The 12,218-nt window shown below is 48.8% G+C and carries 11 protein-coding genes; all 11 read right to left on the bottom strand.

Annotated elements, in window-relative coordinates; translation table 11 throughout:
- Positions 1-36: 36 nt before the first annotated feature.
- The 11 genes from GCU39_RS12550 to galA all read right to left on the bottom strand — a co-directional run bounded on the left by GCU39_RS12550 (position 37) and on the right by galA (position 12,191).
- Positions 37-867 (bottom strand): AraC family transcriptional regulator, encoded by an 831-nt coding sequence (locus tag GCU39_RS12550; protein ID WP_152393826.1) that lies wholly within the window; start codon positions 865-867, stop codon positions 37-39.
- 78 nt (positions 868-945) lie between these two features.
- Positions 946-1,641: a DUF7002 family protein gene (locus GCU39_RS12555; protein ID WP_152393827.1), complete on the bottom strand. Its 696-nt coding sequence runs from the start codon at positions 1,639-1,641 to the stop codon at positions 946-948.
- A gap of 136 nt (positions 1,642-1,777) precedes the next feature.
- On the bottom strand, positions 1,778-3,070 hold the full coding sequence (gene hcp, locus GCU39_RS12560) for a hydroxylamine reductase (RefSeq protein WP_152393828.1): 1,293 nt from the start codon (positions 3,068-3,070) through the stop codon (positions 1,778-1,780).
- 106 nt (positions 3,071-3,176) lie between these two features.
- On the bottom strand, positions 3,177-4,127 hold the full coding sequence (locus GCU39_RS12565; protein WP_152393829.1) for a sugar phosphate isomerase/epimerase family protein: 951 nt from the start codon (positions 4,125-4,127) through the stop codon (positions 3,177-3,179).
- A gap of 24 nt (positions 4,128-4,151) precedes the next feature.
- Positions 4,152-4,931 (bottom strand): HAD family hydrolase, encoded by a 780-nt coding sequence (locus tag GCU39_RS12570; protein WP_152393830.1) that lies wholly within the window; start codon positions 4,929-4,931, stop codon positions 4,152-4,154.
- A 27-nt stretch (positions 4,932-4,958) separates the two neighbouring features.
- On the bottom strand, positions 4,959-5,756 hold the full coding sequence (locus tag GCU39_RS12575; protein ID WP_152393831.1) for a DeoR/GlpR family DNA-binding transcription regulator: 798 nt from the start codon (positions 5,754-5,756) through the stop codon (positions 4,959-4,961).
- Between the two features lie 12 nt (positions 5,757-5,768).
- Entirely contained in the window at positions 5,769-6,794 is a 1,026-nt protein-coding gene (locus GCU39_RS12580) for an ABC transporter ATP-binding protein (protein ID WP_152393832.1), read from the bottom strand.
- Complete coding sequence (locus tag GCU39_RS12585; RefSeq protein WP_152393833.1) at positions 6,791-7,600, bottom strand: ABC transporter permease; 810 nt, start codon at positions 7,598-7,600, stop codon at positions 6,791-6,793. Before GCU39_RS12585 ends, GCU39_RS12580 begins: the two co-directional genes overlap by 4 nt.
- Positions 7,597-8,445: an ABC transporter permease gene (locus GCU39_RS12590; protein WP_152393834.1), complete on the bottom strand. Its 849-nt coding sequence runs from the start codon at positions 8,443-8,445 to the stop codon at positions 7,597-7,599. The genes GCU39_RS12585 and GCU39_RS12590 overlap by 4 nt, the downstream gene beginning before the upstream one ends.
- Positions 8,446-8,485: 40 nt before the next feature.
- Positions 8,486-9,550, bottom strand: coding sequence for an ABC transporter substrate-binding protein (locus tag GCU39_RS12595; RefSeq protein WP_407671709.1), 1,065 nt, complete (start codon positions 9,548-9,550; stop codon positions 8,486-8,488).
- Positions 9,551-9,785: 235 nt separating this feature from the next.
- Entirely contained in the window at positions 9,786-12,191 is a 2,406-nt protein-coding gene (gene galA / locus GCU39_RS12600; protein ID WP_152393835.1) for a beta-galactosidase GalA, read from the bottom strand.
- Between the last annotated feature and the right edge of the window lie 27 nt (positions 12,192-12,218).

Raw genomic sequence — 12,218 nt, forward strand, 5'->3', positions numbered from 1 at the left:
GTTATCAACAAGAAGCGTTATAGACCATGCATGATCTTAATCTCCATGGACATTTTTGCTGTAAAATTCCGATGGGCTCATGCCTTCGATCTTCTTAAACATCCGGCTGAAATAGAACTCATCCGTGTATCCAACCGCTTGTGCAACCTCTCTTATTTTCTTATCGCTTTCCAGCATCAATTCTTTCGCTTGGTCTATTTTCATCTTATTGAAGAATTCAATCACCGCGTAACCGGTAATCCCTTTGAACGTTCTCGATAAATAGGTAGGAGACCATAACACCTGATTGGCCAACTCTTGTAAAGTTATTTTTTTACTTAAATTTTGCTGCATGTAGACGATGATTTTTTCAATCTTCAAGGATGAGGCATCGATCTGATCTTGTTTCCTGATGTTCTGCCAGAGGGCAATCAGCAGCTGCTGGAGGAGCGTTTTGGTCATAAATTCGTATCCGAGTCCTTTGGCGTGCCACGTATCCACGAGCTTCTTGAATAATTCCTCAACTAGATAGTAGTCCTTCAGCTGCTGTCCCGAAGGGATCGTTAAGATTGGCGCCTCATTCGATATATCTAGACGGCCATCCGTATGCGTTACGAATGCATAGTTGAAATGCACCGTCATCACATATGGCAGATCTTCCCCGCTTAACTCGAACGTATGCAGTAAACCTGGCGCAATATAGAATAGCATGCCGGGCTGAACTTGATACTTCCGCCCATCGATCGTAATACTGCCGCTCCCGCCCGTTGCCAGAATGAGCTCATGATGTTGGAGTGTTCTCGTGATTCGGCGTCTGGGTCCGTTTGAATCTTTTAATTTTCTGCCGTTGCAGTAATGAATATAGAAAAAATAATCTTTCAAGTACATGGCAATCCTCCATGGTATGTAACGGAAATGTACCTATTGTAAACCCTCCAGAATCAAGACTTCAACATTTGACAGCGGCTAGCTGCCGAACGCCTGCAACGGCATTGCATAACTTCTCCAACCTGCTGGGAGGGATTCGTCATGTTGAACATAAATACACCGGAGATACGAAGACACATTCGTTACCTGTTCTTCGATTAATATCTCTTTGATGTCTGAGGCTTTTTTAGGCCAAATGGTATTCAATGGCTCGACATGACCGAAATCCTTCAATGGCAGGAACATGCTAGGGCTTTTGCGATAGGTACAATGCTTGGGGAATCGTGGGGCACTTCCAGAATCGTATTTGGATAATTTCACGGCGTCGTAATGTGCAGTTAGTAACGCGGACGCTTCAAGTTCAAGAATCGCAAAGGCCTCGCTTGGTTCTCTTCGTGTGTATGTGTCCAACATCTTCAGACAATCCCGCTTCGTGGGCCAGAAGAATACATGGCGATCCAGTGTGGCACGAAAAGCCTCCAACGTCGTGGACGCATCGACCATGAACTCTGGAATGCGAAGATGGGCATTAATCATGATCTGATTGCCCCCATATTCGACTTCTATAGGTTGTATTCGACGCTCCCCTGCTTCATGCGGGTGAATACGATAACTGGATAATAACGTATCGAAATGAGCCATCACTTCTAAATTACGTATACGTGTAAAATGATACAATGATTGCCTTCCTCTCGATCTGGTGACCTTCTGGATTACTGCTTCTTTCTGATTCACTGGCAACACCCCTTCCTAAGATTACCATGTGCCAATCACAGGAAATTTATAAGAAATGCAATATGCAAATAAGACCCTGATCGTAGGTCAGAGTCTTCATCGTTCAACAGATTAAATTATTGGTCACACCTATCACTTAAGATAAAGCGAGCATGGCTTGCATGTCTTCCTCAACGGTCGTAATCAATTTCAATCCGAACATTTCCACCAGGACGTCAAGTACGCCCGATGAGATAAATTCCGGCGGCTTCGGTCCAATACGAATATCTTGAATGCCTAAGCTGAATAGACCAAGAAGAATCGCAACCGCTTTTTGCTCGAACCATGACAATACGATACTGACCGGGAGCTCATTCACCGTGCAACCGAATGCATCCGCTAAAGCGAGTGCAATTTTGACCGTTGAGCCTGAGTTATTGCACTGCCCAAGATCGATATAACGCGGGATACCCGTATCCCCTACCGTGCCGTAATCCACATCGTTGAAGCGGAACTTGCCGCAAGATGTTGTCAAGATGACGGTATCGTTCGGTAAAGAAGTTGCTAGCTCACGATAATAGTTACCGCCTGTACCCGGCGCATCGCAGCCTGCAATGACAAAGAACCGACGAATATGTCCGTCTTTAACGGCCTGGATAATCTCAGGCGCTAAACCGATCACCGTCTCATGGTGATACCCTGTTGTGAGCACTTGTGCGGACTCAATATTCGCAACAGGCAGGGATAGAGCGCGTTCAATCAGTGGGGTAAAGTCATCATTTACGATCTTCGTGACATTCTCGAGACCTGCAACCTCATAGGAATAGAAGCGGTCTGCATAGGTGCCCTTGATCGGCATGACACAGTTCGTCGTTGCGAGAATCGCACCTGGGAATTGCTCGAATAATCGGCGTTGGTCATACCATGCTTTCCCGATATTGCCTTTCAGATGGTCGTATTTCTTAAGCGCCGGATAGCCGTGGGCAGGCAGCATTTCGGAGTGCGTATAAATGTTGATCCCTTTGCCCTCTGTCTGACGCAGCAATTCCTCCAGCGCATAGAGATTATGTCCCGTGACGACAATGCAATGGCCTTCAATCTTATTCTGGCTGACCGTAATCGGTTGCGGAATGCCAAAGCGTGTCGTATGGGCACGATCCAAGACATCCATGATCCGGACTGCCGCATTGCCGACTTTCATCGCCATCTCCAGATGCTCCTGCAAGTTGAAATTGGAATTGGTTAATGTCATATACAAAGCTTCGTGCGTAATTCGATCGACTTCGGGATCCGTATAACCCAGTTGTCTCGCATGGGTCGCATAGGCTGCAATCCCTTTTAACGCAAAAATCATCGTGTCCTGCAAACTCGCGATCGTCTCATTTTTGCCGCATACGCCGACAACGGTACAGCCACCGCTTGGTGTCTGCTCACATTGGTAACAAAACATAGCGTTGTCCTCCTCAAGAACATCATTTGTTACCGTCAGCATACCAGAGCGATTCGCCTCAAATTGTGATTACACACACATTAATTTTGAACGTTTCATGCCATCTTTATCTGCAATATTTATCTCTCAGAGCCAGGGTATATTGAACGGATTGTTCAACACCCTTGGCTTGATCTTCAATCATCTTCTCCAGTAACTCCTGCGGCGGATCATAATAATCAAGCGGCTTGATGAGTGACAAGTCATATGGAGTCGGTCTAACTGCAAACGCGCCTTCGCCAACGGCTGACACACCGCCCGCTGCTGGTTCTCTCTTGAACGAAACCGCATACGGGTAACACATTTCTACATTGATCCGAGTCAACGTGGATGACTCCACCAACGTTCTAAAAATTTGCTCCAAGTCAATATTCCCTGTTCCGACAGGAACGCCACATACCAGGTAATCGTCGCCGTCATGAACGATAATATGGTCTTTGAAATGGGTTGTAACGGCATACGGCGCCAACTTCCTGACAGCGTGAACCGGGTCTTCCCATGCCATCATCGCATTGCCGACATCACAATGTGCGCGTACCCAAGGGCTATCGACTTCATCGATCATACGGATTACCTCGCTCGATAGCTCTTCCTCATGATTTTCAAGAGCCAGTTTGATTCTGTATTTCTGCAGCAGAGGCACTATCTGTCGGATGTTGTCTGGCGCTTGATTCATTCGATCTTCGTCATATGTCCCCATGCAGACGTATGTCCGAATGATATCGGCTCCGATGCTATGAGCAACCTCGATCACTTGCTCCAAACGCGCCGGATCCGTGCCGTTCGTATCGATTTCAGCGAAAAAACCGTATTTCTGAATTTCCGCCTTCACCCTCGCCAAATATTCCGGTTCAAACGATGCAAGCGTCCCCCATCCAGGGAGATTCGGCCATTTCACGATATTGATCATGACACCGTCTAAGCCAAGCTCAGCCGTTTTTCGAATAAACTCAAAAATATCCATTCTTCCCGTCATAAATTGCAAATGATAACTCTCTGTCTCTAGCCCAATCTTCATCGTGCCTCTCCTCCTGTTATCCGATCAGCCTGTGGAAGAAACTTGTTGGTTAGTATCTTTCTGCCATATCCATCGTTCATCCGCCTGTACAATGTCCGCCACAGAAGGAATCACAAGATCAGCAAGATCCTGCAGATCGGACAGGCCGCTGACACCTGAAAGCACGCCAATAGCCATACCTGCCGAACTGTTCCTAGCAAACCGGATATCTGTCTCGGTGTCGCCGACAACAGCCACCTCCTCCGCACGTAACCCGCTAATCTCACAAAAAGCACGCATCATGCTCGGACTCGGCTTCTTCTCGTAGTGATCTGATGTACCGATAAAGTCTATATATGAAACGACCCCAACAAGCTCGAGGAAATATATCGTCGACTCAAGATCATCCGCCGTTGCAATGCCGATTTTCAGACCTTGACGGCGAAGCTGTGTGAACAAATGCTGCAAATCTGCTGTCGGTCTCAAATTGTGCCGATTATCTAGCGTCTGCTGGTAAAGTCCCTCCGTTAACCAACCCTCCAGATCCTCTAACTGAGCGGGATCGACCTGCTGCTCAAGCAGCACGCGTCTAAATACTTCCGACATATCCTGTGTTGTGCCGCTAGCAAGAATACCTTTTGGCTCAACTCGATTTCCATGTAACCCGATAGCCTCTAGCAAGCTTACTTGCAACGAAAGTTCGTTCTGACGGCCAACACGCTCGAGCAATTGATTAACAATACGGATTGCAACCGGTACCCAGCCCGAATGAAAATCCAATAACGTTCCATCTTTATCAAATAAAATGCCTTTGATTTCCTTCAACGTCTATTCACCCATTCTTCTATTTGTTTATTCGCCCACCACAGCTTCATCGCCCGCGGTGATCCAATCGATATTGTCCAGGTAAGGCTTCCAAGATGACGGTGGCTCCTGGTCGCACACAATCGCGTGAATCTGTTCCAGCGTCGAAAATTTACATAACGCTTCCACCCCAATCTTGGAAGAGTCGATGACAATCATCGTTTCTTTGGCTGCTTGTATCATTTTCGCTGAGATCGAAGACTCTTCCAGCGTATACTCCATCAAGCCTGCGAGTGAAATTCCCCCTGGAGAAATAAACGCTTTGTTCACACTGAATAAATCGAGCATCTTTTCGCACACCGTACCGCCGGATGAATATTGTTCTGTATTCAACTCTCCACCCAGTTGAATGACATTGCCATGAAATAATCCTTGGTTCAACGAATCCAACAGCACATTTGCCGTAGGCAGCGAATTGGTCAGGATGGTTACCTTACTGACACCGCGAACGCAATGAGCCATTTCGAGGATGGTTGTTCCTCCGCCCATGACGATCGTATCACCGTCTTTGACCATTTGGGCAGCTCGCTGTGCCGCTATTTTCTTCTCCTCCTGTCGAACCTGTCTACGCTGAACGAACGGCGGCTCCCCCCGCTGAAAATTGACTTTCACGGCTCCGCCGTGCACACGTGTCAGATACCCTTCTTTCTCGAGGACGTCCAGATCCCGCCGGATCGTTTCCATTGATACGTCAAGAAGCCGGGCCAATTCGGCTGCATTGACTTTGCCATATGCATGCAGTCGATCAAGAATTTCTGTTTTTCGTTCCATAGACAAGACTGACATCACGATCCCCCTCTATTCCAAAAAAGTACATGCGGTTTCCGGAATCCGCACACTAATGAACAATCCTTCATCCAATGCGCCTTTGTGCGGAACATTCAGCTCGTCGATTGTCAAGGTCACATCCTGAGACTGAACCTGGTACCTGCGCACATTGCCGCGAACGGTCATACTCAAAATAACGCCTTCCAGCCACAATCCTTGATTATGCGCAATGTTGTACGTCTCACCGTTCGGATACAGCTCCATCACTTCCGGACGAATGGCATACGATCCGGGCTGCATCGCATGGCCCGACAAGCGCAGAATGTCCTGATCAGTCAATACGTTGTAGCTGCCAATAAATCGAGCGACAAATTCGGTTTTGGGTGAAGTGTAGATTTGTTCCGGTTTGCCTTGCTGGACGATCTTGCCGGCATTCATGACGAAGATTCTATCCGAGATGGTCATCGCTTCTTCCTGGTCATGCGTGACGAAAATCATCGTCATCTTTAGATCCCGTTGTATACTGCGGAGATCGCTCTGCAGGATTTTCCTGATTTTGGCATCCAGCGCGCTTAATGGTTCGTCCAGAAGCAGAATGTCCGGTTCCGTGACAAGTGCTCTGGCAAGGGCAACGCGCTGCTGCTGACCGCCAGACAACTGATGCGGATAGGATAACGCTTTGCCGGACAAATGCACAAGCTCTATTACTTGGTTCACTTTCTCTGCAATTTTTTCCTTCCCCAGCTTCTTCATTTTTAGACCAAAAGCGATGTTATCAAAGACGGTCATGTTCGGAAACAAAGCATAGGATTGAAACACCATCCCCACATTACGACGCTGCGGAGGCAGCTGGGAGATGTCATTGCCGTTCACGCAAATCGTTCCGCCATCAAGCGTCTCTAACCCAGCGATACTGCGCAGCAGGGTACTCTTGCCGCAGCCGCTTGGTCCGAGCAAGGTGACGAGCTCCCCTTTCTCGACGTTTAGAGAGACCTGCTGCAGTACAACGGATTTCGCGAATTGTTTATAGGCCTGATCAATTTGTACATAGCTCATGCTGCATTCTCCTTGTTATGTTCATTCTTCTGGAAACGTGCGCCCAGCTTCAGCATCATCCCGGACAGGATCAAAACGATGACAAAATATGCGATAACAATTGCACTCGATACATGCCCGTTCTCATTCAATCGCCGCATCAAATAAATTTGAATCGTCTCATAACTTCCGCCAACGAGGAAATTCGCCATGACAAACTCGCCGATCAGAATCGAGAACGATAGCAAGGCGGAGATTAAGATGCCGTTCATGATATTCGGCACGATGACTTGCAAAAATGCCTTTATTTTGCTAGCCCCAAGGATTTCAGCCGCCTCCATCAGTCTTCTAGCATCAATCGTGCGCAAGCTGTTGCGGATGCCTTGATACATATACGGGATCACTAGCACGTAATAAGCCCCGACCAAAATCCAGATCGTTCCGGATAAGACGATTGGACCACTGGAGTACACTTTAATGAGACCTACAGCGGCAACTACGCCCGGAACGGCGAATGGAATCATCGTAAGAGCTTGCAGATACCGCTCCAGCTTCGGCAGGTACATATACACGACAAATACCGACACCGTCATGGTCGATACGCTCGCCGCAAGGGCGATTCCAGATACTGTAAGCGTACGCCCGACAGCCGATAGAAACCGAGCATCGGTGAACAATTGCTTGTACCATTCCAACGTATACGATACCGGAAGCACCGTGTGGCTCCACTCTTTGGCAATTGAATACATCAACGTTGCTGCAAGCGGCAATGCTAAGTAAATAAGGGCAGCCGCGATAACGAGAACCGATATCCATTTTTTATTCATTGTAAATCTCTCCTGAACCGCCGCATCAGGCGTTCGTTGATCCACATCGCACCGACCATCATGAGACCCAGAATAACCGCCATCGCGCTTCCGAGCTGGGGCTGCGTGACCACATCCCCTGCGATGAGCGAGCCGATGCGGATGGTCATTAAGTTGTAATTGCTTCCTACAAGCGCATAGGCCGTTGCATAGGCACCCATCGCATTCGCGATCAGAATGCTGAACGTTCCAACCAAGCTTGGTAGTAACACGGGAATACCGATACGCAGCCAAAATTGGAGATTTGACGCGCCGAGTAAGGCAGCCGATTCGCGCCATTGCTTATGAATGCCGGAATAGGCCGGGTACAGCAGCAAAATGGCTAGTGGGACTTGAAAATAAACGTACACGAACACCAATCCACTCCAGCTGTACAAATTGAACGTTTCCGTGATGTTCCATCCCCATCCTTTGAACATGAGCGTGAAAAGTCCGCTGTTTCCAAGCAAAATAATGAACGCGAATGCAAGCGGGACGCCGGAAAAGTTGGATGTCAAATTGCTAAAGGTAACCATAAAAGATTGAATCTTCTTGGGCATTCGTGTCATGGCATACGATACGACGAACGCGATCGCGATCCCGATGACACTGGAATATAACGAAATCTTCAAGCTGTTGACAATGCCTTTGGAATAATAAGGACGGGTCAAAGCGGTTAGATACTGCTCGAGCGTATAGCTCCTGCCGTCGGCGGCGAGAAAGCTGTCATGGATCATTGCGATCAATGGCAGCATCAGAAATCCGACGACAAGCAGGGCAAACGGAAGCAATGCAGCAATGGCAAACAGCGTTATCTTGCGATTCATTCGGGTAAACCTCACTTTTCCATTCCTCAAGCGATGAAGGCTAGTTCATATGAATCAAGACTTGATCCTGCCACATCAGAGGCAATTGTTTGGATGTTTCTTCCCAGGCCTTATAGTCTTTGATCGGTTTTGCATTTTTGTATTGCTCCGCTGGAATCAGCTTCTTGGCAACGTCTTCTGGCAGCTTCACATTCTCACGAATCGGACGGGCATAACCTCTTGCCAAATTGATCTGGCCTTCATCGCTCAGAATATATTCGCGCGTAAGCTTAGCTGCATTCGGATGAGGCGCGTACTTATTGATGATCGTCGTATAGCCGCTGACGACACTGCCTTCTTGAAGAATGCTGACTTCAAAACGGTTCGGATCGATTTGGTCGCGATAGCCCAGCGCATTAAAATCCCACAGCAACGCAACAGCAACCTCACCCTTTTCCAATACCCCCGTATTGATTTCCAGCGTCGTCAATCTTTTCTGTTCCGCTAATTTCGCAAAAAAGTCCAAACCCGGCTGAATGTTACGCTCGTCTCCTCCATGCGCAATGGCTGCCGCCAACACTCCCATTTGGGCCTGCGTTCCTTTTGTAACGTCCGTGATCGACACTTTGTAATCGCCTTTAAGGATGTCGTCCCAGGTTTTCGGAGGATTCTTCACCTGATTTTTATCGGTGATGACGGCAATTGTTCCTTGATAAGCTACCATCCAATGTCCATCCTTGTCTTTGGCCCAGTCCGGGATCTCGTTCCAATGGGTAGGCTTGTACGGCATCGTTAAGTCTTTTTCTTTCGCGAGCGGTCCGAACGAAATCCCCACATCGCCGATATCAGCCGTTGGATTATTCTTCTCTGCTTCAAATTTCGCAAGTTCTTCAGCACTGGACAAATCCGTATCCGAGTGGGTTAATCCATATTTGGAAGTGATATCGTCCCAGGTCCCCTTCCAATTGGCCCAGTTGTCAGGCATGCCGACACTTACGATCTTCCCTTCCTGTTTCGCTTGCTTCTCTATCTCTTCGATCGTCATTTCCTTGGCAGGCACGGCATTGTCGTTTGTTACTGGAGCCGTTTGCTGAGCAGGACCGCATGCCGATATTCCCAAAGCCATTACACTAACGACTAACGCTGCTTTCCATGAACGAAATTTTTTCACGTTGTTGTTCTCCTCCATATTTTTGGTGATTTGTTGGTTTGTGTTGTTTTCAAGCACATTCACAGTATGCAATCGCAACATTAACCACATATCAACTAGATGTAAATGTTTTGTAAATTAGCACATGAGAAAAGAAAAAGACACCAACATTACGTTAGCGTCTAAATAAACGAGTGGATATTTAATACTTTTAAATAGACGAACGCAATACACACGCCTTCGTCTGTATCATTACTATGGCAGCAGCTAGTCCGGTCGACTCAGCCGTAATACAGAGCTCGCCCGGTTCTTGCGTGGACTGGACGATTGCCATGCAAAGCCCCTTGAACGCTTTCCGCTTCCAAACTGCGTCACGATCGTAGAATTTATCCGGTTCGTGGCTGCTCGGGTTACCATTGCCGACACCGATGAACACACCTGGTCCTGTGATCGAAAATACCACCTCATTGTCGGCGACAGGCACCACCCTGCCTTCATCATCCACGATTTCCACAGCGACACATGACACATCCTCCCCGTCAGCATGAATCACCGAACGATCCGGGACCAGTCGCAGCGCGACAGGCGCGTTTGCCGTTTCCCTAGAGACCGTCGCGATTTCCTGACCATTTCGATAGCCGATGGCCATTAATATGCCTGGCTCATAGGGCACCATCCAGCTCACATGCCCCAGCTGCCGCATTGGCGTACGCCCGATGCGACGGCCGTTCAGCAGCAACTCTACTTCCTCGCAGTTGCTGTAACAGCGCACATCGATGTCCTGTCCTTCCTTGCCCGGCCAATTCCAGTGCGGGAGTAGGTGCAACACCGTCTTTTCCGTCCACCAAGCCTGATAATAATAGTAGTTGTCTTTAGGAAACCCACAGGTATCCATTAAGCCGAATTGCGAGCTAATACAAGGCCAGCGATAAGGAAGCGGCTCGCCTCGGTAATCAAATCCGGTCCATACAAAAGCGCCTGCCAAATACGGCCGCTTCGCATAATAGTTCATCCATTCTTCGGCACCAGATCCCCAGTCGGGGAAATTCTCGTCATAAGCCGAAACATATCCTTGCTCCGCATCGTTCTGGTACATGCCGCGCGTGCACAGTGTGCTCGCTTCCTCGCTGCCGATCATAGGCTTTTTCGGATGATGTCGATGATATTCATCTAAATTTGCGCCGATTTTCCAATAGTTCCAGCCACGTACATCGACCACGCCGTTAATCCCTGCCCTCTGCCCGCCGTTATTCCCGCCGTAGCTGACAAGACGTGTCGGATCAAGCGCCTGTACGATTCGCTTCATCGTTCGCGCTGTACGAGCACCGGCTTCCGTGTCTTGAATCCCGCCCTCTTCATTGCCGATCGACCATAATATGATGCTGGGATGGTTGCGGTCGCGCTTCACTAAGCTGCGCAATTGATTAGCGGTCTCCTCGCTGCAGCCCACCTGCCGATGCTCATCCATGACGAGCATCCCTAGTCGGTCACAGGCTTCGAGCAGCTCGGGGGTTGGCGGATGATGTGATGTTCGGTAGGCATTGACGCCGAGCTCCTTCAGCTTCTCGATGCGGTAATATTGCAGGCGGTCCGGCAGCGCCGTCCCAACACCGGCATGGTCCTGATGGCAACAGACGCCTTGGATCGTAACATGCCGCCCGTTCAAGAAAAAGCCTTGATCTGAATCGAAGTGAATGTTGCGAATGCCAAACGATGTTGCATATTCATCAGCATTCGTCTCGCCATCCTTGACGATCGTCACAAGACGATAGAGGTGCGGTGAATGAAGGTCCCAGAGCAGCGGATGATCCACGCGTACACGCTGGATAAATTCATGTTCCTTCCACGCTCCGATCAGGCATGAATCCGACTGGACTGTCGCTACGCATCGGCCATCAGCATCATAAATCGCCGACTCAATCCTACCGATTGTTGCATCATCCGATGCGTTGGCAATCGTCGTCTGAAGGGTCACCTCCGCGAATCCGTCATGGACCTCTGAAGTCACATACGTTCCCCAATGTGCTACATGCACCGGGTTCGTTTTTACAAGCCAGACATGCCGGTAGATGCCGGCACCTTCATAGAACCAACCCTCGACGTGGCTTGCGTCGGCACGTACGACAAGCACATTCGGGCCGTCGAATCTGACGCAATCGGTTATATCGCAGCGAAAACTCGTATATCCGCTCTCGTGGCGTCCGAGATAATAACCATTAAGCCAAATCATACTGTCGCGGAAGATCCCGTCGAATTCGATGGAGAGCCTTTTTCCTTCGTCGCTTCTCGAGACCATAAACCTCTTGCGGTACCACCCGATCGAAGTCGCCGGATGGAGCCTGCCGATCGGCTTATAGCCGTGATAATCGATGTCATTGTCTGACGAATGTACGAAATCCAGCTCGACCGCCCAATCATGTGGCAGGCGAATTTCGCGCCAATCACTATCGTCAAAATTCGGATGAATCGCACCCCGGCCTTCCGCTTGTTTGGCAAACGGCTTACCTGCCCAGAAATCGAAGTCGCGCTTGATGTCTGTTGCGTGACCCAACGCGAATCGCCAGCCGGCATCCATCAACAACCGCTCCCGAAGCGGCTGTGTTACTTCTTTATCCATGAGATATAACGCTCCTTTTATCCCTAG

Origin of the sequence: Paenibacillus guangzhouensis (assembly GCF_009363075.1) — a bacterium.
Lineage (GTDB): Bacteria > Bacillota > Bacilli > Paenibacillales > Paenibacillaceae > Paenibacillus_K > Paenibacillus_K guangzhouensis.

Bases quoted from the DNA above. Each gene is read 5' to 3' on its own strand.
- GCU39_RS12550 (WP_152393826.1), bottom strand. From the start codon at position 867: ATGTACTTGAAAGATTATTTTTTCTATATTCATTACTGCAACGGCAGA.
- hcp (WP_152393828.1), bottom strand. From the start codon at position 3,070: ATGTTTTGTTACCAATGTGAGCAGACACCAAGCGGTGGCTGTACCGTT.
- GCU39_RS12565 (WP_152393829.1), bottom strand. From the start codon at position 4,127: ATGAAGATTGGGCTAGAGACAGAGAGTTATCATTTGCAATTTATGACG.
- GCU39_RS12575 (WP_152393831.1), bottom strand. From the start codon at position 5,756: ATGTCAGTCTTGTCTATGGAACGAAAAACAGAAATTCTTGATCGACTG.
- GCU39_RS12580 (WP_152393832.1), bottom strand. From the start codon at position 6,794: ATGAGCTATGTACAAATTGATCAGGCCTATAAACAATTCGCGAAATCC.
- GCU39_RS12585 (WP_152393833.1), bottom strand. From the start codon at position 7,600: ATGAATAAAAAATGGATATCGGTTCTCGTTATCGCGGCTGCCCTTATT.
- GCU39_RS12590 (WP_152393834.1), bottom strand. From the start codon at position 8,445: ATGAATCGCAAGATAACGCTGTTTGCCATTGCTGCATTGCTTCCGTTT.
- GCU39_RS12595 (WP_407671709.1), bottom strand. From the start codon at position 9,550: ATGGCTTTGGGAATATCGGCATGCGGTCCTGCTCAGCAAACGGCTCCA.
- galA (WP_152393835.1), bottom strand. From the start codon at position 12,191: ATGGATAAAGAAGTAACACAGCCGCTTCGGGAGCGGTTGTTGATGGAT.